The organism is Blastococcus sp. SYSU D00868, from assembly GCF_054050575.1.
Map to the genome: position 1 here is coordinate 12,942 of NZ_JBJGZO010000043.1, position 25,932 is coordinate 38,873.

The 25,932-nt window shown below is 75.4% G+C and carries 29 protein-coding genes and 4 tRNA genes; 7 read left to right on the forward strand and 26 right to left on the reverse strand.

Annotation, left to right across the window (positions count from 1 at the left end):
- Positions 1–60: 60 nt before the first annotated feature.
- The 20 genes from ACI79F_RS22975 to ACI79F_RS23070 all read right to left on the reverse strand — a co-directional run bounded on the left by ACI79F_RS22975 (position 61) and on the right by ACI79F_RS23070 (position 17,827).
- A complete protein-coding gene (locus ACI79F_RS22975) occupies positions 61–654 on the reverse strand; it encodes an adenine phosphoribosyltransferase (RefSeq protein ID WP_456547203.1) in 594 nt (197 codons plus the stop codon).
- Positions 651–2,066, reverse strand: coding sequence for a protein translocase subunit SecF (secF, locus tag ACI79F_RS22980; protein ID WP_456547204.1), 1,416 nt, complete (start codon positions 2,064–2,066; stop codon positions 651–653). Before secF ends, ACI79F_RS22975 begins: the two co-directional genes overlap by 4 nt.
- Complete coding sequence (gene secD / locus ACI79F_RS22985; protein ID WP_456547205.1) at positions 2,063–3,808, reverse strand: protein translocase subunit SecD; 1,746 nt, start codon at positions 3,806–3,808, stop codon at positions 2,063–2,065. Before secD ends, secF begins: the two co-directional genes overlap by 4 nt.
- Before the next feature lie 12 nt (positions 3,809–3,820).
- Positions 3,821–4,162: a preprotein translocase subunit YajC gene (gene yajC, locus ACI79F_RS22990; protein ID WP_456547206.1), complete on the reverse strand. Its 342-nt coding sequence runs from the start codon at positions 4,160–4,162 to the stop codon at positions 3,821–3,823.
- Positions 4,163–4,323: 161 nt separating this feature from the next.
- Positions 4,324–5,448: a Holliday junction branch migration DNA helicase RuvB gene (ruvB, locus tag ACI79F_RS22995; RefSeq protein WP_456547207.1), complete on the reverse strand. Its 1,125-nt coding sequence runs from the start codon at positions 5,446–5,448 to the stop codon at positions 4,324–4,326.
- A complete protein-coding gene (gene ruvA, locus ACI79F_RS23000; RefSeq protein WP_456547208.1) occupies positions 5,445–6,074 on the reverse strand; it encodes a Holliday junction branch migration protein RuvA in 630 nt (209 codons plus the stop codon). The genes ruvB and ruvA overlap by 4 nt, the downstream gene beginning before the upstream one ends.
- 16 nt (positions 6,075–6,090) lie before the next feature.
- Positions 6,091–6,651, reverse strand: a complete 561-nt coding sequence (gene ruvC, locus ACI79F_RS23005) for a crossover junction endodeoxyribonuclease RuvC (protein ID WP_456547209.1) — start codon at positions 6,649–6,651, stop codon at positions 6,091–6,093.
- Between the two features lie 85 nt (positions 6,652–6,736).
- A complete protein-coding gene (locus ACI79F_RS23010) occupies positions 6,737–7,489 on the reverse strand; it encodes a YebC/PmpR family DNA-binding transcriptional regulator (RefSeq protein ID WP_456547210.1) in 753 nt (250 codons plus the stop codon).
- Positions 7,486–8,145: a pyridoxal 5'-phosphate synthase glutaminase subunit PdxT gene (pdxT, locus tag ACI79F_RS23015; RefSeq protein ID WP_456547211.1), complete on the reverse strand. Its 660-nt coding sequence runs from the start codon at positions 8,143–8,145 to the stop codon at positions 7,486–7,488. Before pdxT ends, ACI79F_RS23010 begins: the two co-directional genes overlap by 4 nt.
- Positions 8,146–8,156: 11 nt before the next feature.
- Complete coding sequence (locus ACI79F_RS23020) at positions 8,157–9,230, reverse strand: heparan-alpha-glucosaminide N-acetyltransferase domain-containing protein (RefSeq protein WP_456547212.1); 1,074 nt, start codon at positions 9,228–9,230, stop codon at positions 8,157–8,159.
- Between the two features lie 55 nt (positions 9,231–9,285).
- Positions 9,286–10,188 carry a pyridoxal 5'-phosphate synthase lyase subunit PdxS gene (pdxS, locus tag ACI79F_RS23025; protein WP_456547213.1) on the reverse strand — a complete coding sequence of 301 codons (903 nt, stop codon included), beginning with the start codon at positions 10,186–10,188 and terminating at the stop codon, positions 9,286–9,288.
- The gene (locus ACI79F_RS23030; RefSeq protein ID WP_456547214.1) at positions 10,185–10,784 is read right to left on the reverse strand and encodes a hypothetical protein; all 600 of its coding nucleotides are present in this window, start codon (positions 10,782–10,784) and stop codon (positions 10,185–10,187) included. The genes pdxS and ACI79F_RS23030 overlap by 4 nt, the downstream gene beginning before the upstream one ends.
- A gap of 11 nt (positions 10,785–10,795) precedes the next feature.
- Entirely contained in the window at positions 10,796–12,010 is a 1,215-nt protein-coding gene (locus tag ACI79F_RS23035; RefSeq protein WP_456547215.1) for a glycosyltransferase family 4 protein, read from the reverse strand.
- A 13-nt stretch (positions 12,011–12,023) separates the two neighbouring features.
- Positions 12,024–13,004, reverse strand: a complete 981-nt coding sequence (locus tag ACI79F_RS23040) for a phosphatidylinositol mannoside acyltransferase (RefSeq protein WP_456547216.1) — start codon at positions 13,002–13,004, stop codon at positions 12,024–12,026.
- Positions 13,001–13,633 carry a phosphatidylinositol phosphate synthase gene (gene pgsA / locus ACI79F_RS23045; RefSeq protein WP_456547217.1) on the reverse strand — a complete coding sequence of 211 codons (633 nt, stop codon included), beginning with the start codon at positions 13,631–13,633 and terminating at the stop codon, positions 13,001–13,003. Before pgsA ends, ACI79F_RS23040 begins: the two co-directional genes overlap by 4 nt.
- The gene (locus tag ACI79F_RS23050) at positions 13,634–14,206 is read right to left on the reverse strand and encodes an HIT family protein (RefSeq protein WP_456547218.1); all 573 of its coding nucleotides are present in this window, start codon (positions 14,204–14,206) and stop codon (positions 13,634–13,636) included.
- Positions 14,203–16,242 carry a threonine--tRNA ligase gene (thrS, locus tag ACI79F_RS23055; protein WP_456547219.1) on the reverse strand — a complete coding sequence of 680 codons (2,040 nt, stop codon included), beginning with the start codon at positions 16,240–16,242 and terminating at the stop codon, positions 14,203–14,205. The genes ACI79F_RS23050 and thrS overlap by 4 nt, the downstream gene beginning before the upstream one ends.
- A gap of 146 nt (positions 16,243–16,388) precedes the next feature.
- The gene (locus ACI79F_RS23060) at positions 16,389–16,964 is read right to left on the reverse strand and encodes an MOSC N-terminal beta barrel domain-containing protein (RefSeq protein WP_456547220.1); all 576 of its coding nucleotides are present in this window, start codon (positions 16,962–16,964) and stop codon (positions 16,389–16,391) included.
- Positions 16,965–16,974: 10 nt separating this feature from the next.
- Positions 16,975–17,364 carry an HNH endonuclease gene (locus ACI79F_RS23065; RefSeq protein WP_456547221.1) on the reverse strand — a complete coding sequence of 130 codons (390 nt, stop codon included), beginning with the start codon at positions 17,362–17,364 and terminating at the stop codon, positions 16,975–16,977.
- 43 nt (positions 17,365–17,407) lie between these two features.
- Positions 17,408–17,827, reverse strand: coding sequence for an acyl-CoA thioesterase (locus ACI79F_RS23070; protein ID WP_456547222.1), 420 nt, complete (start codon positions 17,825–17,827; stop codon positions 17,408–17,410).
- Positions 17,828–17,963: 136 nt separating this feature from the next.
- On the opposite strand from ACI79F_RS23070, the gene ACI79F_RS23075 reads away from it, so the two are divergent.
- On the forward strand, positions 17,964–18,518 hold the full coding sequence (locus tag ACI79F_RS23075) for a dihydrofolate reductase family protein (RefSeq protein WP_456547223.1): 555 nt from the start codon (positions 17,964–17,966) through the stop codon (positions 18,516–18,518).
- 80 nt (positions 18,519–18,598) lie between these two features.
- Here ACI79F_RS23075 and ACI79F_RS23080 read toward each other — a convergent pair.
- The 4 genes from ACI79F_RS23080 to ACI79F_RS23095 form a co-directional block, all read right to left on the reverse strand.
- Positions 18,599–18,670: transfer RNA gene (locus ACI79F_RS23080), tRNA-Val, on the reverse strand.
- Positions 18,671–18,697: 27 nt separating this feature from the next.
- Complete coding sequence (locus ACI79F_RS23085; RefSeq protein ID WP_456547224.1) at positions 18,698–19,210, reverse strand: TIGR02611 family protein; 513 nt, start codon at positions 19,208–19,210, stop codon at positions 18,698–18,700.
- A gap of 26 nt (positions 19,211–19,236) precedes the next feature.
- Entirely contained in the window at positions 19,237–20,127 is an 891-nt protein-coding gene (locus ACI79F_RS23090) for an anti-sigma factor domain-containing protein (RefSeq protein ID WP_456547225.1), read from the reverse strand.
- On the reverse strand, positions 20,124–20,771 hold the full coding sequence (locus ACI79F_RS23095; protein WP_456547226.1) for a sigma-70 family RNA polymerase sigma factor: 648 nt from the start codon (positions 20,769–20,771) through the stop codon (positions 20,124–20,126). The genes ACI79F_RS23090 and ACI79F_RS23095 overlap by 4 nt, the downstream gene beginning before the upstream one ends.
- A 199-nt stretch (positions 20,772–20,970) precedes the next feature.
- Between ACI79F_RS23095 and ACI79F_RS23100 the strand changes: the two genes are divergently transcribed.
- From ACI79F_RS23100 to ACI79F_RS23115, 4 genes are all read left to right on the forward strand, one after another.
- Positions 20,971–21,378 carry an SsgA family sporulation/cell division regulator gene (locus tag ACI79F_RS23100; protein WP_456547227.1) on the forward strand — a complete coding sequence of 136 codons (408 nt, stop codon included), beginning with the start codon at positions 20,971–20,973 and terminating at the stop codon, positions 21,376–21,378.
- Positions 21,379–21,441: 63 nt separating this feature from the next.
- A tRNA-Gly gene (locus ACI79F_RS23105) sits at positions 21,442–21,514 on the forward strand.
- A gap of 43 nt (positions 21,515–21,557) precedes the next feature.
- A tRNA-Cys gene (locus ACI79F_RS23110) sits at positions 21,558–21,628 on the forward strand.
- A gap of 50 nt (positions 21,629–21,678) precedes the next feature.
- Positions 21,679–21,750 (forward strand) — tRNA-Val (locus ACI79F_RS23115).
- 60 nt (positions 21,751–21,810) lie between these two features.
- Here ACI79F_RS23115 and coaE read toward each other — a convergent pair.
- Positions 21,811–22,413, reverse strand: coding sequence for a dephospho-CoA kinase (coaE, locus tag ACI79F_RS23120; protein WP_456547228.1), 603 nt, complete (start codon positions 22,411–22,413; stop codon positions 21,811–21,813).
- Positions 22,414–22,572: 159 nt separating this feature from the next.
- Here coaE and ACI79F_RS23125 point away from each other — a divergent pair, with 159 nt between their 5' ends.
- Entirely contained in the window at positions 22,573–22,842 is a 270-nt protein-coding gene (locus tag ACI79F_RS23125; protein WP_456547229.1) for a hypothetical protein, read from the forward strand.
- 173 nt (positions 22,843–23,015) lie between these two features.
- Here the strand turns inward: ACI79F_RS23125 and rpsA are convergent, their stop codons facing one another.
- On the reverse strand, positions 23,016–24,479 hold the full coding sequence (gene rpsA, locus ACI79F_RS23130; protein WP_456547230.1) for a 30S ribosomal protein S1: 1,464 nt from the start codon (positions 24,477–24,479) through the stop codon (positions 23,016–23,018).
- A gap of 215 nt (positions 24,480–24,694) precedes the next feature.
- On the opposite strand from rpsA, the gene ACI79F_RS23135 reads away from it, so the two are divergent.
- Complete coding sequence (locus tag ACI79F_RS23135; protein WP_456547231.1) at positions 24,695–25,525, forward strand: class I SAM-dependent methyltransferase; 831 nt, start codon at positions 24,695–24,697, stop codon at positions 25,523–25,525.
- Positions 25,526–25,932 lie beyond the last annotated feature (407 nt).

Consider the following 25,932-nt stretch of genomic DNA (forward strand, 5'->3'; position numbering starts at 1 on the left):
CGACCGCCCGGCCGCGCGACCGGGCGGTGTCCTGCCCCTCACCGGGGGGTCCGGCGGCGCTCAGGTGGTCCAGAGGGAGTGCACGGTGTGCGGCGCCAGCCGCTGGCGGCCGCCCAGGTCGGCGAGCTCGACCACCACGGAGACGGCGCTGACGACGCCGCCGAGCTCCTCGACCAGGGCGATCGCCGCGGCCAGGGTGCCCCCGGTGGCCAGCACGTCGTCGACGACGAGCACCCGCTGCCCGGCCACGATGGAGTCGGTGTGCAGCTCCAGCCGGGCCGACCCGTACTCCAGGTCGTAGTCGGCCGACACCCGCTCGCGCGGCAGCTTGCCCGCCTTGCGGACCGGGACGACGCCGACCCCGGCGTCCAGGGCGACGGCGGCGGCCAGCAGGAACCCGCGGGCCTCCACGCCGACCACCACGTCGAAACCCGCGTGGGCGCCGTCGCGGGCCGAGGCCAGGGCCGCGACCCGGGGGTCGCCCGTCGCCGGCGAGGCCAGGCCGTGGACGATCCGGCGGAAGGCCGGGCCGTCGGCGAAGACCGGCGTCAGGTCGCGGAAGACGATCCCCGGGGACGGGAAGTCCGCCACGTCCACGGCGAGCGAGGCGACCAGCTCGTCCAGGGGCAGCTCGGCGTCCGTCGTCGTGCTCACCTGCGCTTCTTACCGCCGCCGCCCCCGCGGCGCGCGGCGGGGCGCTGCGGGCGGGCGCCCGGCCGCGGGGCGGCCGTGCTGCCGGTGCGGGGCTCGGTGGGGCCCACCGAGGACGGCGACTCGACGACGACGTCGGCCTGCACCGGCCCGAGGTCCTCCTCGCGCTCGGCGACCCCGACGGCCGCCTGCCGCCGCGCGCCCGAGGAGCGGCGGGCGCTGGCCACCGGGCCGCGGCCTGGGCCGGTCCCCCGGGCGCCGGCCTCGCGCGCGGCGGCGGAGCGGCGGGCCAGCACGCGCTTGCGCAGCGCGATCTGCTCGGGCCGGCGCTCCTCGAGGTCGGCGACGATCGGCGTGGCCAGGAAGATCGACGAGTACGTGCCCGCGGCCAGGCCGACGAACAGCACCAGCGCCAGGTCCTTGAGCGTGCCGACGCCGAGCAGCCCGGCGCCGACGAACAGCAGCCCGGCGACCGGCAGCAGGGCGATCACCGAGGTGTTGATCGACCGCATGAGGGTCTGGTTGACGGCGAGGTTGGCGGCCTCGCTCCAGGTCATCCGCGCGCCGGCGGCCAGGTCCTTGGTGTTCTCGTCGACCTTGTCGAAGACGACGACGGTGTCGTACAGCGAGAAGCCGAGGATGGTGAGGAAGCCGATGACCGTCGACGGGGTGACCTCGAACCCGACGAGCGAGTAGACCCCCGCCGTCACGACGATGTCGTGCAGCAGCGCGGCCATCGCGCCGACCGCCATCGTGAACTGGAACCGCAGGGCCAGGAAGCCGACGACGGCCACGAGGAACACCAGCAGCGCGATCAGCGCCTGCTCGGTGATGTCCGCGCCCCACTCGGCGCTCACCGCCTCGGGGCTGACCTGGTCGGCGTCGATGCCGGCGGCGTCGGAGACGGCCGCCACGACCGCCCGCTCTCCGTCGTTGTCGAGCTCCTCCGTGCGCAGCAGGATCGTGTTGCCGCCGACGATCTGCGCCGAGGCGACCTCGGCGCCGGCGTCCTCCGCGGCCTCGCGGACCTCGGAGAGCTGCTCGCTGCTGCCGGGCAGCCGGAAGCTGTTGCCGCCGGCGAAGTCGATGCCGAAGTTGAACCCGCGGAACACCATCGACGCGATGCAGACCAGCACCACGACCGCGGTGATCTTGTAGATCAGCCGGCTGTGCCCGACGACGTCGAGGCCCGCCTCGCCGTTGTAGAGCCGGTGCGCCAGCGAGGCGCGGCGGGCCGGCCGGCGCACGCCGGAGCCGGCGTCGTCCTGCCCCTCGCGCGGGAGACCGGCGTCGGCGAGGGCGTCGTCGTCGGCCGCCGCGGCGGCGTCCTCGGCCGCCGACGAGGCGTCGCGCCGCTCGTCGGCGTCGGTGCCGACCGGGATCTCCTCCTCGGCCGGGCGCTGGTCGCGGCTCATGCGTCGCTCCTGTCGGTGGCCGTGCCGCCGCGGCGGGCGCCCGCGCCGACGAGCTGCCGGCCGGCGTCGGCCGCCGGGCGGGCGGAGCTGGGTCGGTCGATGCTGCGGCCCAGGCCGGAGAAGCGGCTGCTGCCGAAGCTCTTGAACCGGGCGAGCACCGCCATCAGCGGGTGGGTGAAGAGGAAGACGACCACGAGGTCGAGCACGGTCGACATGCCCAGGGTGAAGGCGAAGCCCTTCACGTCCCCGATGGCCAGCCAGTAGAGGATCGCCGCGGCCAGGAAGCTCACCGCGTCGGCCGACAGGATCGTGCGGCGGGCGCGGACCCACGCCCGCGGCACCGCCGAGCGCAGCGTCCGGCCCTCGCGGATCTCGTCCTTGAGCCGTTCGAAGTAGACGACGAACGAGTCGGCGGTGATGCCGATCGAGACGATGAACCCGGCGATGCCGGCGAGGCTGAGGGTGAACCCGATCTGCCGGCCGAGCAGCACGAGGCAGGCGTAGACGACCACGGCCGACAGCAGCAGGCTCGCGATCATGACCAGGCCGAGCAGGCGGTAGTAGAGCAGCGCGTACACGAAGACCAGTGCGATGCCGATCGCGCCGGCGATGAGGCCGGCCTGCAGCTGCTCGGCGCCGAGCTCCGTCGAGATCGACTGCGCCGTGGCCTGCTCGAAGGTCAGCGGCAGCGCGCCGTACTTGAGCTGGTTGGACAGCTCCTCGGCGCTCTCCTGGTCGAACTGCCCGGTGATCGTCGTCGGGTTGCTGGTGATCGCCGACTGGATGACCGGCGCGGAGACGACCCGCTCGTCCAGCGTGAAGGCGACCTGCTCCTGCTGGTGGGCCGCGGTGTACTCGGCCCAGGTCTGCTCGCCGCTGCTGTTGAAGTCGAGCAGGACGATCCACTCGCCGGTGCCCTGCTGGGTGCCGGCCTGGGCGTCCTCGATCTCGGTGCCCTCGATGATCGCCGGGCCGAGCAGGTACTTGCCGGTGCCGTCCTCGGTGCAGGCGGCCACGTAGCTGTCCGGGTCGGCCGGCAGCACCGGCTCCTCGGTCGCGTCGCAGCGCAGCGCGTCGTAGGCCGGCGCGGCCTCCTCCGGCGTGGCGGCCAGGACGGGAGCGCTGGGCTCGGCGGTGCCCGGGGCGCCGGCCGTGTCCGTGGGCGCCGCGGTGTCGGTCGGCGCCGCGGTGTCGGTCGGCGCCGCGGTGTCCGTGGGCGCCGCGGTGTCCGTGGGCGCCGCGGTGTCCGTGGGCGCCGCGGTGTCCGTGGGCGCCGCGGTGTCCGTGGGCGCCGCGGTGTCCGTCGGGGCCGTGTCGGTGGGCGCGGCGGCGTCGGAGACGGTGTTGTCCAGCGTCGCGCAGACGGTCGCCGAGCCGGGGCAGATCACCGGCCGGAAGCGCAGCTGCGCGGTCTGGCCGAGCTCGCGGGCCTGGTCACCGTCGTCGCCCGGCACCGAGATGACGATGTTCGAGTCGCCCTCGGTGACCACCTCGGCCTCGGCGACGCCGAGGCCGTTGACCCGCTGCTCGATGATCTGGCGGGCGAGCTCCAGGTCCTCGGGGTCGGGCGCGCCGCCGCCGGGGGTCTGGGCGGTGAGCGTGACGGTCGTGCCGCCGCGCAGGTCCAGGCCCAGCTGCGGGGTCCGGGAGTCGCCGGTGAAGAAGACCAGCGCGTACAGGCCGGCGACGATCAGCAGGAACGCCGCGAAGTAGCGGCTCGCGGGAGTCTGGCGGGTGGCCACGGGGACCCCGGCTCAGCGGGTGGGGTCGGCCGGGCCACCGTCGACGACGCCGGGGCTGTCGTCGCCCGGGGTCGCGTCGTCGCCGGCGGTCACGGCGGGCTTGCGGACCTCGAGGATGGCCTGGCGCACGAAGGTCATGACGACGCCGGGGGCGACCTCGACGTCCACGGTGGTGTCGGTCTTGCCGGCCACGGTGCCGTGGATGCCGCTGGTCGTCATGATCGGCGTCCCCGGCTGCAGGGCCTCCTGCATCTGCTGCTGCTGGGCGGCCATCCGCTTGCGCTGGCGCGCCGGCAGCACGATGAGCAGCACGAAGGCCAGCACGAGCAGGATGAGCGGGAAGTAGGACTCCACGGCAGGGGTGCCTCTCTACCGCGCCGGGCCTGCGCGCGGTGGGTGCGGTCCGGGACGGGACCGCTCGGGTACGTCGGCTGCGGCGCGCACAGCGGCCGGCCGTGGAGCGCACGGCCGGCCGGACCGTTGCGCAGTCGAGTTGCGCGCCAGCGTCAGGCAGTCTAGGCGTCGAACAGCGGTTCGGTGTCCGGGCGCGCGGCGGGCGGGGCTGCTGGGCCACCCCCGAGGGGGAGACCGCCCCGGGGAAGCGGCTGGTCCAGGTGCCGCCAGGCCGCCTCGGTGGCCACCCGGCCGCGCGGCGTGCGCGCCAGCAGGCCGGCCCGGACGAGGAACGGCTCGCACACCTCCTCGACGGTGTGCGGCTCCTCCCCCACGGCCACCGCGAGGGTCGACACCCCCACCGGCCCGCCGCCGAAGCGCAGGACCAGCGCCTCGAGCACCGCGCGGTCCAGCCGGTCCAGGCCCAGCTCGTCGACGTCGTAGAGGGCCAGCGCGGCGCGGGCGACCGCCCGGGTCACCCGGCCGTCGGCCTCCACCTCGGCGTAGTCGCGCACCCGGCGCAGCAGCCGGTTGGCGATGCGCGGGGTGCCGCGGGACCGGCCGGCGATCTCCGCCGACCCGTCGTCGGTCAGCTCCACGCCGAGCAGCTCCGCGCTGCGGGCCAGCACCTGCTGCAGCTCGGCCGGCTCGTAGAACTCCATCTGGCCGACGAACCCGAAGCGGTCGCGCAGCGGCCCGGTGAGCAGGCCGGCCCGGGTGGTGGCGCCGACCAGCGTGAACGGGTTGATGTCCAGCGGGATGGCGGTGGCCCCGGGCCCCTTGCCGACGACGACGTCGACCCGGAAGTCCTCCATCGCCATGTACAGCAGCTCCTCGGCCGGCCGGGCGATGCGGTGGATCTCGTCGATGAACAGCACGTCACCGGGGCCGAGGTTGGACAGCATCGCCGCCAGGTCGCCGGAGCGCTCGATGGCCGGGCCGCTGGTGATCTTCACCGACGTGCCCAGCTCCGAGCCGATGATCAGCGCCAGGCTGGTCTTGCCGAGGCCGGGCGGCCCGGAGAGCAGCACGTGGTCCGGCGGCCGCCCGCGGCGCTTGGCGCCCTCGAGCACCAGCGCGAGCTGCCGGGCGACCTTCGGCTGGCCGATGAAGTCGTGCAGCGAGTGCGGGCGCAGCGCCGACTCGACGACGCGCTCCTCCTCGCCGGCCTGCGGCGACACGGCGAACTGCCGGCCGAGGTCGTCGTCCACCTCGCCGGACAGCCCCCGGTCGAACGGCGACGTCATGACCTACCCAGCAGCTGGATCGCCTGCCGCAGCAGCACGGAGATCTGCACCCCGCCGTTGGCCTGCTGCTCCTCGGCGACCGGCGCGAGCGCGGTGAGCGCCGTGTCGGCCTCCTTGCCCGACCAGCCGAGGCCCACGAGGGCGGCGGTGAGCTGGTCGCGCCACGGCGCGACGGGGGTCAGCGGGGCCGCGCCGGCCGGCACGGCCGGGGCGCCGTCCAGCTGGGTGTCGGTGCTCGTCGTGCCCAGGCGGTCGCGCAGCTCGAGGATGAGCCGCTCGGCGCCCTTCTTCCCGATGCCCGGCACCTGCATGAGTGCCTTGACGTCGGCCATCGACACCGCGCGGCGCACCTCGCGCGGCGGGTGGATGGCCAGCACCGCCTGGGCCAGCCGCGGCCCGACGCCGTTGGCGGTCTGCAGCAGCTCGAACAGCTGGCGCTCGTCGTCGTCGGCGAAGCCGTACAGGGTCAGCGAGTCCTCGCGCACGACGAGGCTGGTCGACAGCCGCGCGCTCTCCCCCACCTGCAGCCGCGCGATGGTGCCGGGCGTGCACTGCACGGCCAGCCCGATCCCGCCGACCTCGACGACGGCGCCGTCCGGCCCCACCGCCGCCACCCGGCCGCTCACGCTCGCGATCAACGCCTCAGACCCCCTGCCACCGCGGCAGCGTCCGCGGCTGGATGTTCGCCCCGATGCCCCCGGCCAGCGCGGCCACCCGCAGCCGCTGCTGGGCGGGGCCCCGCCACACGTGGCAGACCGCCAGCGCCAGCGCGTCGGCCGCGTCGGCCGGCTTCGGCGCCGCCGCCAGGCCGAGGACGCGGGTGACCATGAGGGTGACCTGCTCCTTGTCGGCCCGGCCGTTGCCGGAGATGGCCGCCTTGACCTCGCTGGGCGTGTGCCAGGCGACCGGCCGGTCGGCCTGGGCCGCGGCCAGCGCGGCCACCCCGGCCGCCTGCGCGGTGCCGGTGGCGGTGCCCTTGTTGTTCTGCGTGAACACCCGCTCGATGGCCACCACGTCGGGCCGGTGCTCGCGCAGCAGCGCCGTGACCGCGGTGTGCAGCTCGAGCAGCCGCAGCTCCAGCTCCAGCTCGGCCGAGCTGCGGATCACCCCCACCCCGACGGCGGCCGGCCGGGCGCCGGGGCGGCCGTCGACCACTCCCCACCCGCACCGGGTGAGACCGGGGTCGATGCCGAGCACCCGCATGGACGCCTCCTGACCGCTGCCGAACTGGTGTTCGACCGAGGCTAACCGGCGGGGACGACGGTCCGGCGCGACACGCCCGCGCGCGTCAGCCGACCTTCTCGAGCACCTCGTCGGACACGTCGTAGTTCGCGTACACGTTCTGCACGTCGTCGCAGTCCTCGAGCGCGTCGATGAGCCGGAACACCTTGGCGGCGTTGTCCTCGTCGAGCTCCACGCTCACGCTGGGCACGAACCCGGCGTCGGCGGAGTCGTAGTCGATGCCCGCGTCCTGCAGCGCGGTGCGCACGGCCACCAGGTCGCCGGGCTCGCAGACGACCTCGAACGAGTCGCCCTGGTCGCGGACCTCCTCGGCGCCGGCGTCGAGCACGGCCATGAGCACCGCGTCCTCGTCCACGCCCTCGGCCGCGGGCACCACGATGACGCCCTTGCGGGAGAACAGGTAGGACACCGAGCCCGGGTCGGCCATCGACCCGCCGTTGCGGGTCATCGCCGTGCGGACCTCCATGGCCGACCGGTTCTTGTTGTCGGTCAGGCACTCGATGAGGACGGCGACCCCGCCGGGCGCGTAGCCCTCGTAGGTGATGCCCTGGTAGTCCACGCCCCCGGCCTCGGCGCCGGAGCCGCGCTTCACCGCGCGGTCGATGTTGTCGTTGGGCACCGAGCTCTTCTTCGCCTTCTGGATGGCGTCGAACAGCGTCGGGTTGCCCGCCGGGTCACCGCCGCCGGTGCGGGCGGCGACCTCGATGTTCTTGATGAGCTTCGCGAAGAGCTTGCCGCGCTTGGCGTCGATCCCGGCCTTCTTGTGCTTCGTGGTCGCCCACTTGGAATGGCCGCTCACGGCTGTCTCCTCTCGTCCCCGGCGGCATGGCCGGACCTGCGCGCCAGGGCGTCGCGGACGACGTCCACGAACAGCGCGTGCACCCGGCGGTCCCCGGTCAGTTCGGGGTGGAAGCTGGTGGCCAGGAGGTCGCCCTGGCGAACCGCCACGATCTTACCGTCGCCCGACCCGCCGACCGCGCGGCCGAGCACCTGCACCCCCGGGCCGGCCTCCTCCACCCACGGCGCGCGGATGAACACGGCGGGCACCGGCTCCCCGCCCAGGCGCGGGCCGGACAACCGCACGCGGGACTCGAAGGAGTCCACCTGCCGGCCGAAGGCGTTGCGGCGGACGGTGACGTCGAGCCCGCCGACGGTCTCCTGGCCGGGCGGGGCGTCCAGCAGCCGGTCGGCCAGCAGGATCATCCCGGCGCACGAGCCGTACGCCGGCAGCCCGCCGCGGAGGGCGGTGCGCAACGGCTCCATCAGCCCGAACCGGACCGCGAGCCGGGCGATGGTGGTCGACTCGCCGCCGGGCAGCACCAGGCCGTCGACCGCCGCCAGCTCGGCCGGCCGGCGCACCGGCACCGCGGTCGCGCCCTCGGCACGCAGCGCGGCCAGGTGCTCCCGGACGTCGCCCTGCAGGGCGAGCACCCCCACCACCGGTTCCGCGCGCACGAGCGGCCAATCTACGGCCCGGCGGCCCGGCTCCCGGCCGCGCCCGGCGCGCCGGCCGCCGCGCGGGACGTCCGGGTGAGCAGCCGCTCCAGCGGCCCGGCGCCGAGCAGCAGCCGCCACAGCGGGGCCGCGACCAGCGCGACGACGCAGAACCGCAGCCACAGTCCCGTGCCCGCCGGGTAGCCGGGGTCGAGCACGGCGATGGCCACCAGGTGCGCGCTGTACACCGTCAGCGCCAGGGCGCCCACCGACGCCAGCGGGTGGGTCAGCCGCGGCAGCAGGTCGGCCAGCACCAGGCACAGCCCGAGCACGGCCAGCGCCACCCCGGTGGAGCCCACGACCTCGAACGTCGTCCCGCCGTGCGGGGCGGCCCCGCTGAGCCAGGCCGGGTCGACCTCGCCGGCGTGCCGGAAGCCCTCCTCGATCCCCTCCGAGGCCCGGCCGTCCGCCCAGGCGCCGGTGCTCCACCAGCCGCCCGCGTAGCCGAGCACGGCCAGCGCGGTCCCGGTTCCCAGCAGCGCCAGCCGGGTGCGGCTCGCGCGCAGGTCCAGCCGCCCGACGGCGAGGCCGACCAGCACGAACGTCCACCAGATGACCGCCGGGTACACGCCGGTGACCACGGTCTGCGCGAACGCCTCGTCCTCGTTGCCGTTCTCGGTGACCAGCTGCCCGACGAGGAGGTCGACCACCGGGGTGACGACGGCGAGCACGCCGGCGAGGGCCAGCAGCCGCGCCGGGCGCCAGCGGAGGAAGGGCACGGCGAGGACGAACAGGATCGCGTACACCCCGAGGATCACCGCGACGAAGGTGTCGAGCAGCTCCAGCAGCCCGCCGATCAGGAACACCCAGGCGGCCCGGACGAGGATGCGGACGCGGGCCCGCACCAGCTCCTCCCCCTCCGCGGGAGCCGGGCCGCCGGACAGCAGCGCGATCGACACGCCGGCGAGGACGGCGAACAGGATCGACGACCGGCCGTCGACGACCGCGGGCCACGTCGACGGGTCGAGGTCCAGCTCGGCGTCGTCGCCGATGCCCATGTGGGCGCCGAACATGCCCAGCACGGCCACGCCGCGCGCGAGGTCCACCCCGCCGATCCGCCCGGCTGCGGGCCGCCACCCCCTCACGGCCGGGCCGAGCGGGTCACCAGCCGCGGGTGGCGAACCGCTCGGAGTCCGGCAGCGTCGTCACGTTGATGCCGACCATGGCCTCGCCCAGGCCGCGGGACACCTTCGCGATCACGTCGGGGTCGTCGGCGAAGGTCGTGGCCTGCACGATCGCGGCGGCGCGCTGCGCCGGGTCGCCGGACTTGAAGATGCCCGAGCCGACGAAGACGCCCTGCGCCCCCAGCTGCATCATCATCGCCGCGTCGGCCGGGGTGGCGATGCCGCCGGCGGTGAACAGCACGACCGGCAGCTCCCCGGTGCGGGCGACCTCCGCGACCAGGTCGTGCGGCGCGCGCAGCTCCTTCGCGGCGACGAACAGCTCGGCCTCGTCGAGGGTGGTGAGCCGGCGGATCCCGGCCCGGATCGCCCGCATGTGCCGGACGGCCTCGACCACGTTGCCGGTGCCGGCCTCGCCCTTGGAGCGGATCATGGCCGCGCCCTCGGCGATCCGGCGCAGCGCCTCGCCGAGGTCGGTGGCGCCGCAGACGAACGGCACCGTGAAGGCGTGCTTGTCGATGTGGTGCGCCTCGTCGGCGGGGGTGAGCACCTCGGACTCGTCGACGTAGTCCACGCCCAGGCTCTGCAGCACCTGCGCCTCGACGAAGTGCCCGATGCGGGCCTTGGCCATCACCGGGATGGAGACGGCGGAGACGATCGAGGCGATCATGTCCGGGTCGCTCATCCGCGCGATCCCGCCCTGCGCGCGGATGTCGGCCGGCACCCGCTCCAGCGCCATGACGGCGACCGCGCCGGCGTCCTCGGCGATGCGCGCCTGCTCGGGGGTGACGACGTCCATGATGACGCCGCCCTTGAGCTGCTCGGCCATGCCGCGCTTGACCGCGGAGGTGCCGGTGGCGTGCGGGGTGGGCTGGTCGGTCACGGTCGCCTCGCAGGTCTCGACATCGGGCCCGGACGGCCCGGTGCATCGTACGGGCGGTCGGCGCGGCCCGGAGAGGCCGCGTCGCCGGGCTCGACGGCGCTGTCGTCGATGTCGAAGTAGCGCGGCAGCGGCCGGCGCGCGTGCAGCCGCAGCACCCGCGGGAGGCGGCGGCCGCGCAGCTCGCGGGTGTCGCGGACGGCGTCGTTGTAGAAGCGGCGCGCCAGCGCCACCCGCTGCGCGGTCCCGGCGAGGTCCTCGGCCAGCGCCGGCTCCATCTCCGGCAGGTCCCGCAGCAGCCCGCGCAGCTCCCGGCCGAGGACGTTCTCGGCCAGCTCCCGGTCCGGCGTCCACGGCAGCCGCGCGCCGGCCGCGGCGCGGGCCAGCCGGTCCCCCCGCTCGGGCGCCAGCGCGGTCGCGCCCTCGCGGGCCACCTCGGCGGCCAGCGCCGCCCGCCGCCGCAGCTGGGTCTCCAGCGCGGTCCGCGCGCGGTCCACCCGGCCCTCCAGGCGGCGCAGGCGGGCGAGCGTCCACGCCGTCCACGCCACGAGGAGCAGGACGACGACGCCGGCGACGATCGTCCAGACGGGGAGCTCCACGACCGGTCAGGCTAGCGCCGCACCCGCCGCCGCAGGGAGTGCCGGCCCGGCCCGCCGGCCCCGGCCGCCCGGACCAGCTCGCCGTCGTCCTCGGTGGCGGTGACCCCGCCGCCGCCGGGCAGCGTCACCGTCTCGTACACGGCCAGCACCCGGCGGGCCACCACCGACCAGTCGTAGGACCACGCGGCGGCCCGGCCGCGCGCCGACAGCTCCGCGCACCGGTCGGGGTCGGCCAGGAGGTCCCCCAGCGCCGCGGCGAGCGCGGCGGCGTCGCCCCGGCGGACGAGGGCGCCGACCGCGCCGTCCTCCAGCACCGCGGCGAACGCGTCCAGGTCGCTGGCGACGATCGGCGCCCCGGCGGCCAGCGCCTCGATGAGGATGATCCCGAAGGACTCGCCGAGCAGGTTGGGCGCGCAGTAGACGTCGACCGACCGCAGGAACGCCGCCTTGTCCGCCTCGGACAGCTCCCCGAGCAGCTCCACGTGCGGCCGCAGCTCCGGGGCGATCGACGCGCGCAGCGCGTCCGGGTCGCCGCGGCCGGCGATGAGCAGCCGCGCGTCGGGGTGCCGCGCGACGACGTCGCGCATCGCCTCGAGCAGCACGGGCAGCCCCTTGCGGGGCTCGTCGTAGCGGCCGAGGAAGCCGATGGTCGGCGCGCCGCTCCCCCGCTCGCGGCCGGGCAGCGGCGGCCCCTCGGCGAAGGCGGCCACGTGCACCCCGTTCGGGATGACGACCGCGTCGCCGCCGAGGTGCTCGACCTGCAGCCGGCGGGCGAAGTCGGACACGGCGATCCGCCCGCTGATCCGCTCCAGCCAGGGCCGGATCACCGGCCCCCAGGCGGCCAGCCACTTGGACCGCACGGTGGCCGCGTGGAAGGTCGCCACGATCGGGCCCTTGGCGATCATGAGGACGAGCAGGCCGATGGACGGCGGCGCCGGGTCGTGCACGTGGACGACGTCGAAGGCGCCCTCGCGCAGCCACCGGCGCACCCGCGCGGCGGAGATCGGGCCGAACTGCACGCTGGCCATCGACCCGTTGTAGGGGATCGGCACGGTGCGCCCGGCGAAGGTGACGTGCTCGGCCGGCAGCGACTCCTCGTGCTCGGCGGGGGTGAGCACCTCGGCGTGGTGGCCCAGCTCGCGCAGCGTCTGGGCGAGGTCGCGCACGTGGTACTGGACCCCGCCGGGGCGGTCCCAGTGGTAGGGGCAGACGATGCCTATGCGCACGGCCCGCTCCGCATCAGCCCCGCTCCTCCGGGTCGGGCGGCACGTCGGGCCAGATCCGGCCGAGCACGTGCCAGTCCTCGGGGCGCTGGGCGAGGGTGGCGGCGAACGCGTCGGCGATGCCCTGGGTGGCCGTGGTGACCCGGTCCTTGAGCCGGCCGGGGCCGTCGACCGGGACCTCGGCGGTCCAGGTGTGCCGCCACCCCCGGTCGGTGAACGAGCAGACCATCGGCAGCAGCGCCGCGCCGGTCTGGGCGGCCAGCAGGGCCGGCCCGCCCGGCATGGTGGCGGCGCGGCCGGCGAAGCTGACGGGCACGCCGTTGCCGCCGAGGTCGCGGTCGCAGAGCAGGCAGACCGAGCCGCCGCCGGCCAGCCACTCGCGCAGCACGGTGGCGCTGGGCCGCGGCCCGCCGGTGAGCGGGACGACGAGCATCCCGAGCGACTCGCGGAAGGCGAGGAAGCGGTCGAAGAGCGACTCGGGCCGCAGCCGCTCGGCGACGGTCATGAACGGCCCGCCGAGGCGCTCCAGGAACCAGATGGCCGCCGCGTCCCAGTTGCCGCTGTGCGGCAGCGCCGCCACGACCGGCCGCCCCGCGGCCAGGGCCCGGTCGAGGACCTCGCCGCCGACGACCTCGGTGTCGCGCACCACCCGGTCGCGGGCGAGCCGGGGCAGCCGGAAGGTCTCCTGCCAGTAGCGGCCGTAGCTGCGCATGGCCCGCAGGGTCAGCGCGTCGAGCCCCGCGTCGTCCAGGGTGCCGCCGGTGATCTGCCGCAGGTTGGCCCGCAGCTGGCGGACGCCGCGGCCGTCGCGGCCGGCCACCCACCGGAACGCCGCGTCGAAGCCGGCGCGGGCCACCGGCTCGGGCAGCGCCTTGACCGCGCCCCAGCCGGCGGCGTAGCCGAGGTCGGTGGCCCGGGCGACGGCGCGCGACCGCAGCCCCGGCCCGGCCGCGGCCGGCGCGGCGGCCCGGGGGGCCTCGGTCGCCTCGGCGGTCACGGCGCCGCCGGGGTGCTCGGCAGCGCCCGGCCGCGGGCCTGGCGGTGCACCTCGACGCCCCGCTGGACGACGGTGACCAGGCTGCCGGCCAGCAGCAGCCACAGCCCGACGTGCACCGCGTAGGGCAGGCCGAGGCCGGACAGTCCGGTGCCGGTCAGCACGAGGATGAGCCGCTCGGTGCGCTCGACCACGCCGACGTCGCAGCGCAGTCCGACGCCCTCGGCGCGCGCCTTGATGTAGGAGGTGAGCACGCCGAGGACCAGGCAGAGCAGCGCCAGCAGGGCCAGCAGCCGGTTGTCGCCGCCCCCGGTGAACCACCACACGAGCGCGCCGAAGACCGCGGCGTCGACGAGCCGGTCGAGGCTGGAGTCCAGCACCGCACCGAACAGCGAGCCGCCGCCGCGGGCCCGGGCCAGGGCGCCGTCGAGCATGTCCAGCAGGACGAACAGCGTGACGGTGAACGCGCCCCAGAACAGGTGCCCGGTGGCGATCAGGCCGACCGCGCCGGCGACCGAGCCGAGCGTGCCGGTCACGGTCACCGCGTCGGCGGTGACGCCGGCCCGCAGGAGCCTCGCCACCACCGGTGCCCAGAACCGCCCGACCGCGGCCCGGGCGCCCGACCCGAGCACTCAGCCCTCCCCGGCGTCGCCCGCCGGCCAGTTGGCGGCCAGCAGGGCCCGCGTCTCGCGCAGCACCTGGGGCAGGACCCGGGTGAGCCCGATGACGGGCATGAAGTTGGTGTCCCCGCCCCACCGCGGCACGGCGTGCTGGTGCAGGTGGTCGGCGATGCCGGCGCCGGCGACCGACCCCTGGTTCATCCCGATGTTGAACCCGTGCGCGCCGCTGACCGACCGCACCACCCGCATCGCCGTCTGGGTGAACTCGCCCAGCTCGGCGACCTCCTCGGGGGTCAGGTCGGTGTAGTCGGGCACGTGCCGGTAGGGCACCAGCATCAGGTGGCCGGCGTTGTACGGGTACAGGTTGAGGACGGCGAACACCGTGCGCCCGCGGGCGACGACCAGCCCCTCCTCGTCGTCCATCTCCGGGATGAGGCAGAACGGGCAGTCGTGCGCGCCCGTCGGCTTGCCCTCGCCGCGGATGTAGGCCATCCGGTACGGCGTCCACAGGTGCTCGAACACCGTGGCCGGCCCGCCGTCGTCGCTGGAGACGGCGATGGTGACGCCGTCCTCCTGGCCCGTCATCCGGCCACCTGCAGCGCCTCGGCCGACGGGTCGACGTTGGCGCGCGACGCCACCCAGCCGGCGATCGCGGCGACGGCCTGCTCGACGGGGACGCCGTTGTGCTGGCTGCCGTCGCGGAAGCGGAAGGAGACCGCCCCGGCCTCGGCGTCGGTCGCGCCCGCGATGAGCACGAACGGCACCTTCTGCTTGCTGGCCGTCCGGATCTTCTTCTGCATGCGGTCGTCGGAGTCGTCGACCTCGACCCGGATCCCCCGGGCCCGCAGCCGCAGCGCGACGTCGGTCAGGTAGGGCACCTGCTCGTCGGTGACCGGGACGCCGACGACCTGCACCGGGGCCAGCCAGGCCGGGAACGCGCCGGCGTAGTGCTCGGTGAGCACGCCGAAGAACCGCTCGATCGACCCGAACTTGGCCGAGTGGATCATCACCGGCTGCGCCCGGTCGCCCCCGGGGGTCGTGTACTCCAGGCCGAAGCGGGCGGGCTGGTTGAAGTCGTACTGGATGGTCGACATCTGCCACGTGCGGCCGATGGCGTCGCGGGCCTGCACGGAGATCTTCGGGCCGTAGAACGCGGCGCCGCCGGGGTCGGGGACCAGCTCGAGGCCGGTCTCCCGGGCCGCGTCCTCCAGGACGGCGGTGGCGATCGCCCACTCGTCGTCCGAGCCGATGAACTTGTCCTGCTTGGCCGGGTCGTCGCCCTTGGTCGACAGCTCGAGGTAGTAGTCGTCGAGGCCGAAGTCGCGCAGCAGCCCGAGCACGAAGGCCAGCAGGTGCCGGATCTCCCCGGGCGCCTGCTCGGCGGTGACGTAGCTGTGCGAGTCGTCCTGGGTCAGGCCGCGGACCCGGGTGAGCCCGTGCACGACCCCGGACTTCTCGTACCGGTACACCGACCCGAACTCGAACAGGCGCAGCGGCAGCTCGCGGTAGGACCGCCCGCGCGACCGGAAGATCAGGTTGTGCATCGGGCAGTTCATGGCCTTGAGGTAGTACTCGGAGTTCTCCAGCTCCATGGCCGGGAACATCGTCTCGGCGTAGTGCGGCAGGTGCCCGGAGGTCTCGAACAGCCCGCCCTTGGAGATGTGCGGGGTGCCGACGTACTGGAAGCCCTCCTCCAGGTGCCGCCGGCGGACGTAGTCCTCCATCTCCCGCTTGACGACGCCGCCCTTGGGGTGGAAGACGGCCAGACCGGAGCCGATCTCGTCGGGGAAGCTGAACAGGTCCAGCTCCACGCCCAGCCGGCGGTGGTCGCGCCGCTCGGCCTCGGCGAGCTGCTCCAGGTAGGCCTTGTGGGCCTCCCGGCTCTCCCAGGCGGTGCCGTAGACGCGCTGCAGCTGCGGGTTCTTCTCGCTCCCCCGCCAGTACGCGGCGGCGCTGCGGGTCAGGGAGAACGCGGGGATGTTGCTGGTCCGCGGCAGGTGCGGGCCGCGGCACAGGTCGGTCCAGACCCGGTCGCCGGTGCGGGCGTCGAGGTTGTCGTACATGGTCAGCTGCGCGCCGCCGACCTCCACGTCGGCGCCCTCGGCCGCCTCCCCGGCACCGCCCTTGAGGCCGATGAGCTCCAGCTTGTAGGGCTCGTGGGCGAGCTCGGCCTCGGCGTCGGCGTCGCTGATCTCCCGGCGGGCGAAGTGCTGCCCGGCGCGGACGATCTCGGTCATCCGCTTCTCGAGCGCCTGCAGGTCCTCGGGGGTGAACGGCCGCTCCGGGTCGAAGTCGTAGTAGAAGCCGTTCTCCACCGGCGGGCCGATGCCCAGCCGGGTGCCGGGGAACAGGTCCTGCACGGCCTGGGCGAGCACGTGCGCGGTCGAGTGCCGGATCACCGCGCGGCCGTCGGGGCTGGCCGCGGGGACCGGCTCGACCTCGGTGTCGGCGTCCGGCGCCCAGGCCAGGTCCCTGAGGTCACCGGACGCGAGGTCGCGGACGACGACGGCGCCGTCGGGGCCCTTCAGCGGGACGCCGGCGTCCTTGAGCGCCTGCTGGGCCGTGGTCCCGGCCGGCACCCGGATCGGGGTGACGACGGCGGGGGGTGGCGCGGCGGGCACGGGGACTCCTACGGGTTCGGCGACGGGCGCCCGGTCTGGTGGCCGGGACACCAGCAGGGTATCCACCGGCGCACCCCCGTTCGGTGCGCGTCGCCGGGCCGGCCGGCGGGGTCGAGCCGCGGGCCGGCCGGGGGTGGGCCGCGGGGTCAGCCGGCGGGGGGCTCCGCCGCGTCGTCCAGCGACACGGGGTCGCCCACGGCCACCCGGCCGGGAGCCAGCACCTCGGCGTAGACGCCCAGGCAGTGCTTCGGCGTGCGGGTCACCCGCAGCAGGGCCCCGCCCACCCGCAGCCGGCGACCCACCCAGTCCCGCTCGTCGCCGCCGTCGAGGGTGAGCAGGAGGTTGGCCCGCGGGTCGTCGGCGGAGCAGCCCTCGGGCACGTCCCCGGCCGCGGCCCGGTCGACCGCCTGCCGGCTGACCAGGTGGACGGCCGCCGCGTCGACCTGCGGGCCGGCGTCCGAGGCGGCCAGCCGCACCGGGCGGCCGAGCACCGCGGTGAGCGTCTCGGTGTCGGCGGCGGCGTCGCCGGTCGCGACCACCTCGCGCATCCGTGGCGTCGTCCTGACCGTCACCCGCTCGCCGGTGGCCGCGTCGACCACGGCGTACGCCCGGTCGCCGCGCAGCCCGGCCGGGTCGACGTGCGCCTCGGCCACGGTCCGCCCGCCCAGGGACTTCACCGGGTAGACCGCGACCTGCTCGACCGTGCCGACCACCGTGCCCACCCGCGCGACGCTACGCACCGGCCGCGCGCGGGGCACGGCGGCGGAGCCGGCGCAGCTGGGCGTCGAGGTAGGGCCGGGCGCGCCGCTGCCCGCCCCGCTCGGCGACGGCCGCGGCCAGCGCCGTGAGGGCCCGCTCCAGCCGGGCCTCGTCCGGCGTCCAGCCCCGCCGGCGGCACTCCTCGAGCCACTCCACCGGGGCGACGTGGCCGCGGGCGGCGTTGCAGCGGCAGCAGGCGGCGACCTCGTTCTCCGGCCAGGAGGGGCCGCCCTTGACCCGCGGCACGACGTGCTCGGTGGTCGGGGCCACCAGGCCGCCCAGGGCCCGGCCGCACCAGATGCAGGTGGCGCCGTCGCGGGCCAGCGCCGCGCTCAGCCGGGCGGCGCGGTCGGGCTGGTGCACTCCCCCATGGTCCGCGCCCGCGACGCGTCGTGCAGGGCCGCGGTCAGCCCGCGGGCGACGGCGCCGGGACGGCGATGCCCTCCAGGGCCGCCCGCTGCCGCCCGCTCAGCGGAACGGCGGCAGTGCGGCCGGCGTCCACCTGCGCGAGGACCACCTGCGCGTCGACGACGGGGCGGCCGCCCTGGTGCAGCCGGACGGCGAGCTCCACCGACGTCCGCCCGACCCGGACGACGCCCACCTCGAACTCGGCCGGCGCGACGAAGACCTCGTGCCGGTAGTCGAACGCGGCCCGCACGACGGCCACGTCCCGCGGGGGCAGCACGTCGTCCCCCAGGCCGGCCAGGACCTCCTCCCACACCCGCGACACCGCCTCGACGACCAGGTAGTGCGGCGCGTGGGCGCCGTCGGCGTCCGAGCCGTCGGGGTACGGGCGGGCGGCGACGGGACGGGTCAGCACGGGCACGACCGCGCACGCTAGCCGCAGGCCCGCGGAACCGTTCCGGCCGCCGCCGATGAGGATCGGGACCGGTCGCCGTCTCTCCTCCGACAGACTTCCCCGGGGGGCCGCAGGGGCCGACCGGCGACACGGAGGAGCAGACATGGGCGTCATCAGGGTGCACGAGTTCACGACCGTCGACGGGGTCGTCGACGCCCCGATGTGGACGATGGACTACGGGTTCCCCGACGACCTGGCGGCGTCCATCGGGGCGCTCACGGCGCCGGCCAAGGGGATCCTGCTCGGTCGCACGACCTTCGAGATGTTCGCCCCGGCGTGGTCCACCCGGACCGTCGAGGACGACCCCGGCGCGCCGTTCTTCAACGACACCCCCAAGCACGTCGTCAGCTCGACGCTGACCGACGCGGAGTCGGTGTGGCGCAACTCCACGGTCGTCGGCGGGTACGACCCCGAGCGGATCCGCGCGCTGAAGGAGGACGGCGACCTCTACGTCAGCGGCAGCGCGACCCTGGTGCGGGCGCTGGTCGCCGACGGGCTGGTCGACGAGCTGCACCTGTACGTCTACCCGGTGGCCGTGGGCGAGGGCATCCGCCTGTTCCCCGAGGGGACGGCGAAGACCCCGCTGGCGCTGCTGGGCGTCGAGGCGCTGTCCAACGGCGTGGTCCACCTGACCTATGGGCCGCCGGCCGCCGGCTGACCCCGGGCGCCGGGGCACCGCCGGGGCCCCGGACGCGACGAGGCCCCGGTCCGCTCGCGCGGGCCGGGGCCTCGGTGCTGTGGGCGATACTGGGTTCGAACCAGTGACCTCTTCGGTGTGAACGAAGCGCTCTACCACTGAGCCAATCGCCCGTTGCCGCTGTCGATTGTGCCAGACGCCTAGCGCCAGAGCGGCACCCACCCCGGCACCCAGTCCGGGACGCCGGTCATGTGCAGCGTCACCACCAGGACGCCGTAGACGAACGCGGCCGTGGCCAGGGCGATCAGCCCCCGGACCCACAGCGGCTGACGGCCCAGCCAGTCGGTCCACGCCTTCACGTGCCGCTTGGTGAACTCCAGCAGCCGCTCGGCCCAGAAGAACTCGCTGGCCAGCACGAACAGGCCGGCGATGACGGTCAGCCAGCCGGGTCCGGGGAGCGGGATCGTGGCCAGGCCGACGGCGACGATGAGGCCGCCGACGATGCCCACGGTCATCCGGTAGGCGTGGTTGACGCTCCGCCGGGCCGCGAGGCGCCGGCGCCAGGCCGTCTCGGCGACCCGCTCGCGGAGCGAGCGCATGCCGTCCTCGGCGAAGTGCGCGCGGCGCTGCTCGCCGGTGGGGCGGGCGCCGCGGTCGTCGGCCGGGTCGCCGCTGCGCGGCGCGGGCAGCGGGGCCTGCGGCGGGGCCGCCACCGTCTCCTGCTCGCTCAGCTGGTCACCTACCCGCTCGCCACGACCTCCGTCGGTTCCGACGGAGCCTCCCGACCGGGCTCGAGGCTGATCGCGTAGCCGTCGTAGCCGTCCAGACCGGTCGTGGTGGAGCCTACGGTCCGGACGTCGGTACGGGAACGGACCACGTCGAAGGTGCCCAGCGGAACGGGTGAGGTGCCGGTCATCCCCCACACCACGTAGGTCTCCGCGGTCCGGTCGTTCACCGGCAGCCCCTGGGTGACCACCTGGACCTGCGCCTCGCGGGCCACCACGGTCGCCACCTGCCCGCCGTCCCCGGACAGCGGGGCGATGGTCGCCGTCCCCGGCTCCAGCAGCGACTCGAGCACCGCGGCCTGCTCGGCGGCGCCGGCCACCGCCTCGTCGCGGGCGTCGTTCAGCACCACGGTCCAGGTGCCCAGGCCGAGGATCGCGGCCACCGCGGCGGCGACCAGGGCGTTGGGCAGCACCCGCCGCCAGGCCGGCCGCGGGTCGACCGCTCCCCCGCCCGCGGGCGCCGGCGGGCGGTAGCCGGGGAAGCCGGTGGCGGCCGGCACCGCGCGCTCGGCCGGGCGGGCGGGCGGTGGCCCGGGGAGCGCCGACGGCGGCTCGTCGGCGGCGTCGGCCGGGGGCGGCGGGAGCTGCTCGGTGTCCTCGACCGCCGCGCTCAGCCGCTCGCGCAGGCCCTCGCCGGGCTCGGCCTGGGGCAGGTCCTGCGCCAGCGCGCCCATGACCTCGGCGGTCTCGGCGACCGTGCGGGCGCAGCGGGCGCAGTCGGGCAGGTGGGTGGCGAAGACCACCTCGTCCTCCGGCTCGAGCGCGTGCAGCGCGTGGCCGACGGCCAGCTCGTCGAAGGCCTCGTGCCCGTCGGGGCCCGGCCGGGGGTCCCGCCGCTCGCTCATCGGTTCGTCCCGTCCACCGCGGCCGGCCCCAGGGCGCCACCGGGGGCGGCGCCGGCGACGCCGCCGAGTTCCTGCTTGAGCCGGCGCATGCCGGCGAGCATGCGGGTCTTCACGGTGCCCAGCGGCGCGCGGGTGAGCGCCGCGACCTCCCGCTGGGTGTAGCCGCCGTAGTAGGCCAGCGTGAGCGCCTCGCGCTGCGCCGGCGGGAGGTTGCCCAGCGCGCTGCGGACGCGGTCGGCGACGACCCGGCCCCACACGTCGTCCTCCACGTCGGCCGTCGCGGTGGGCGCCTCGAGCACGACCTCCTCCTCCGCGCGCGCCTGCCGGCGGCGCTGGGACTCCTCGCGCCGGACGGCGTCGACGGCCTTGTGGTGGACCATCGCGAGGAACCACGAGGCGAAGCTGCCGCGCGCACCGTCGTAGGCGGCCGGGTCGCGCCACACCGACAGGAAGGCGTCCTGCAGGACGTCCTCGGCCAGCACGTCGTCGGCCAGCACGCGCCGCGCGAGCGCGAACGCCGGGCGGCGGAAGCGCTCGTAGAGGTCGTCGACCGCCGTCCGGTCGCCGGCGCGCAGGCGGGCGACCAGGTGGGCGTCGCCAGGGTCGTCCCCGAGGCGGCGCGGGGGACGGCTCACGATGCCCATCGTCACACGCGACCTTCGTCGCGGATCAGGGGATTGGTTCATCCGCGCCCGGGTTGGGCATCCCCTGGGGCATGCACCGGTCCAACGGTCGATCACCCTCCGCCGCGACACGCCCGGGATTCGGCGACGCGTCACCTCGCTCCGGCTGGATCGTTGCCCGGTCATGGTGAGCCGCTCCACCCCCGCACACTCCTCTCCCATGACGCTGCACCTGGTCGGGCCGAGCGGCTGGACCGAGGTGCCGGCGACGCTGGGCTACGACACCACCGACCCGTTCGCCGTCCGGATCGGCTTCGGCGACCCCGACTCCGACGACGGCATCTCCTGGCTCCTCGCCCGGGACCTGCTGCGCGCCGGGCTGGACCGGCCCACCGGGGACGGCGACGTCCGGCTGTGGCCCGCGCGGACCACCGGCGACGTGCTGTTCCTGCACCTGCGCGCACCGTCCGGTGAGGCGCTGTTCGAGGTCTCCCGCACCGCCGTGGCGGCCTTCCTGCGCCGGACCGAGGAACTCGTCCCGGTGGGCCAGGAGGCGGCGCTGCTGCAGGTCGACGACGAGCTGGCGGCCCTGCTGTCCGGCGGGGGCGCCGACCCGGGGAGCCGCTGACCGCACCCCGGGGGACCCCCCTGCGAGGGGCCCCCCGGGGCCGTGTAATGTTCTCCCTGCAACGCGGACGTGGCTCAGTTGGTAGAGCATCACCTTGCCAAGGTGAGGGTCGCGGGTTCGAATCCCGTCGTCCGCTCGGAACCTCGGGCGCTGGTCGCGAGACCGGCGCCCGTGTGTGCGGTGGAGTGGCCGAGAGGCGAGGCAACGGCCTGCAAAGCCGTCTACACGGGTTCAAATCCCGTCTCCACCTCGTCTCGCTCGCGAGAGCGGTGGAGCGGGCCGGTCGCGAGACCGGACCCCGGGCGATTAGCGCAGTGGTAGCGCGCTTCCCTGACACGGAAGAGGTCACTGGTTCGAACCCAGTATCGCCCACCGGCACGAGAGGCCCCGACCACGCGGTCGGGGCCTCTCGTCGTTCCCGGGCCTCCCGGCTCAGCCCAGCCGGGGCGCCACGTGCTCGGCCCAGAACCGGTCGACCTGCGCGGCGAGCTCCTCGGGGGTGCCGCTGTTGTCCAGGACGACGTCGGCGACGGCCCGCCGCTGTTCGTCGGTGGCCTGGACGGCGATCCGGGCGCGGGCGTCGTCCTCGGTCATCCCCCGCCGCACGAGCCGGGCCAGGCGGGTCCCCAGGTCGGTCTCCACGACCAGCACGAGGTCGTGCGCGCCGCCCCGGCCCTGGCCGGACTCCACGAGCAGGGGGACGTCGTGCACCACGACGCCGTCGGCGGGGACGGCTGCGGCCAGCTCGGCGGCCCGCTCGCGCACCAGGGGGTGCACGATCGCGTTGAGCCGCTCCCGCGCCTGCGCGTCGGCGAAGACGACCGCCCCCAGCGCCGGCCGGTCCAGCGCGCCCTCCGGGGTGAGGACGGAGTCGCCGAAGGCGGCCACCACGGCCGCCAGGCCGGGCGTGCCCGGCTCGACGACCTCGCGGGCGATCGCGTCGGCGTCGACGACCACTGCGCCCCGCTCGGCCAGCAGCCGCGACACGGTGCTCTTCCCCGACCCGATCCCACCCGTCAACCCGATGCGCAGCACGCACGGACAGTAGCCAGCACGCCGCAGACCATCACGGACGGGTAACACGCGCCCGTCCCGCCCGGCGCGTCGCACCAGTCACACCCGTCACGCTGCATAACGTCCGCCTCGGCGATCTCCCGAACGCCCAGGTAGTACGCCAAGGAAGGCAGAACCGCGATGTCGCGTCCCATGCAGGTCACCGCCCCGACCCACCCCGCGGGCTCTCGCGGCCGGCACCGGCTCGACCGGCCCTCCGGCGTGCGGGCCAGCGACCTGCCCGGCGTCCGCGAGCGGCTCGCCCAGCGGGAGGCCGCCGACGTCCGCCCGCGCAATTCGTTCCTGCGCTGGCTGACGACCAGCGCACCGGCCGGCCGGCACACCTGGACGTTCCTCGCCGGCTCCGGCGGGCGCCCGCGCACCGCCTTCGCGATCATCCTCAGCCTGTAGCCGCCCGAGGGGCCCCCGGGGCAGGCCTGCCGCCCCGGGGCGCTCCGTCGTCCGCCCGCGCCCCGCGGCGGGCGGCGCCGGCCGGCGCTCCCCGGACAGCACGGAGGCCCAGGACCGGGACGGTCCTGGGCCTCCGTGGTCGAACGGTCAGCTCACCCCTGGGGGCGCAGCGGTCACTCCCCGCCGGCGAGCTTGGCCCGCAGCGCGGCGAGCGCCTCGTCGCTGGCCAGGGTGCCGCCGGAGGTGTCGGTCGCGCCGGTGTCACCGCCGGAGGAGTAGTTCCCACCCGCGGCGGCCTCGGCGTCGGCCTCCTTGGCAGCGGCGATCTGCTTGCGGTGCGCCTCGTACCGGGCCTGGGCCTCGGCGTACTGCTTCTCCCACGCCTCGCGGGCCTCGTCGAAGCCCTCGAGCCACTCGCCCGTCTCCGGGTCGAAGCCCTCGGGGTAGATGTAGTTGCCCTGCTCGTCGTAGGACGCGGCCATGCCGTAGGCGGCCGGGTCGAACACGTCCTCGTCGCCGACGACGCCCTCGTTGGCCTGCTTGAGCGACAGCGAGATCCGCCGGCGGTCCAGGTCGATGTCGATGACCTTGACCAGGATCTCGTCGCCGACCTGCACGACCTGCTCGGGGATCTCCACGTGGCGCTCGGCCAGCTCGGAGATGTGCACCAGACCCTCGATGCCCTCGTCCACCCGGACGAACGCACCGAACGGCACCAGCTTGGTGACCTTGCCCGGCACGACCTGGCCGATCTGGTGGGTGCGGGCGAACTGCCGCCACGGGTCCTCCTGCGTCGCCTTCAGCGACAGGGAGACGCGCTCGCGGTCCAGGTCGACGTCGAGGACCTCGACGGTGACCTCCTGGCCCACCTCGACGACCTCGGACGGGTGGTCGATGTGCTTCCAGGACAGCTCGGACACGTGCACCAAGCCGTCGACGCCACCCAGGTCCACGAAGGCACCGAAGTTGACGATCGAGGAGACGACGCCGGTCCGGACCTGGCCCTTGGCGAGCTTGTTGAGGAACTCGCTGCGGACCTCGGACTGCGTCTGCTCCAGCCACTGGCGACGGGAGAGGACGACGTTGTTGCGGTTCTTGTCGAGCTCGATGATCTTGGCCTCGAGCTCGCGGCCCACGTAGGGCTGCAGGTCGCGGACGCGGCGCATCTCGACCAGCGAGGCGGGGAGGAACCCGCGCAGGCCGATGTCGAGGATGAGACCACCCTTGACGACCTCGATGACGGTGCCGGTGACGACCTCGTCGGCTTCCTTCTTCGCCTCGATCGTGCCCCAGGCGCGCTCGTACTGGGCGCGCTTCTTGGACAGGATCAGGCGGCCTTCCTTGTCCTCCTTCTGGAGGACGAGGGCTTCCACCTCGTCGCCGACCTTGACGACCTCGTTGGGGTCGACGTCGTGCTTGATGGAGAGCTCACGCGAGGGGATGACGCCCTCGGTCTTGTAGCCGATGTCCAGCAGCACCTCATCGCGGTCGACCTTGACGATGACGCCTTCGACGATGTCGCCGTCGTTGAAGTACTTGATCGTCTGGTCGATGGCGGCGAGGAAGTCCTCGGCGGTGCCGATGTCGTTCACCGCGACCTGCGGGGTGCTGTTCGGACGGACCTGGGTGGAGGTCATGTGGTCGATTGCTCCGGACGGGGGATGCGTAGGGACAGGACGTCCCGCGGCCGGGTGACCGCGGGGAGCGGGGAGAGCCGGCGCGCGCGAATCCCCGAGGAGGGACCAGCGTTGACAGACCTCTGGCGCTCTCCCATGGTACGGAGCCCGGGGGTGCCGGGTCCACCTGGGTCCTGGTCGGTTCGCCGGGCGTCGGCGTGTCACCCTCGCGTGTGATGAGTCTCCCCCTCGGCGCCGACGGCTACCCGGCCCCCGGAGGCGTCGCCCGGCGGCCCGCCGGGGACGCCGAGTCGGTCCGCGCCAACCGCCGCTGGTGGGACGCCGCGGCGCCCGCCTACCTCGCCGAGCACGGCGCCGACCTCGGCGACGTGGACTTCCTGTGGTGCCCGGAGGGGCTGCGCGAGGCCGACGCCCACCTGCTCGGCGACGTCGCCGGGCGGCGGGTGCTCGAGGTCGGCTGCGGATCGGCGCCCTGCGCCCGCTGGCTGCGCCGCGCCGGCGCCGACGTGGTCGCGCTGGACCTCTCCGCCGGGATGCTGGCCCGCGCCGCGGAGCTGGGCCGCGCCACCGGCCTCCCGGTGCCGCTGCTGCAGGCCGACGTGGGCGCGCTGCCGGTGGCCGGCGGGTCGGTGGACGTCGTCTGCTCGGCCTTCGGCGGCCTGCCGTTCGTCGCCGACGTCGAGGGGGCGCTGCGCGAGGTGGCGCGGGTGCTGCGGCCGGGCGGCCGCTTCGTCGCCTCGGTGAACCACCCGATGCGCTGGCCGCTGCCGGACTCCCCCGACCCGGCCGACCTGACCGTGACCTCGTCCTACTTCGACCGGACCCCGTACGTGGAGACCGACGACGACGGCCGCGCCACCTACGTGGAGCACCACCGCACGGTCGGCGACTGGGTGCGCGCCGTCGTCGGCGCCGGGCTGGTGCTCGACGACCTGGTCGAGCCGGAGTGGACGCCGGGCCGCACGCAGGAGTGGGGCCAGTGGTCCCCCGCCCGCGGCGCGCTCGTGCCGGGCACGCTGATCCTGGTCACCCACCGCCCGGGTTGAGCCGCCCAGCCGGACCTGGGGCCGCCGTCCCGGCGCGGCTGCACGTCCGCCTCCGCGGGGCGACCCGGGCGACGCCGGACGGCCGGCCGCCGTCCTCTACCCGAGGACTCGGCGCCTCCGCGCACGACCAGGGGACATTGCGGGCGTTCCTCGCGCGTCGGCAGTCCTGCAGGACCGGCAGAGCGCGAGGAACACCCGCAACGGCGCCGTGCCCGGCCTCTCCCGAGTCGGGGACGGCAGGGAGCCGGGGTGGACCGGTCGCGGGGGCCCGCAGGGTCCCCCGACCGGGACACGGGCAGCGGCTCAGCGCAGGCCGGGGACGGCACCTGGCCGCGGTGGGGGCCCGGGGGCCGCGGGGTTTGTTGGGGGGCGGGTGCCAGCTGTTTTCCAAACCCCCAGCCAACAAC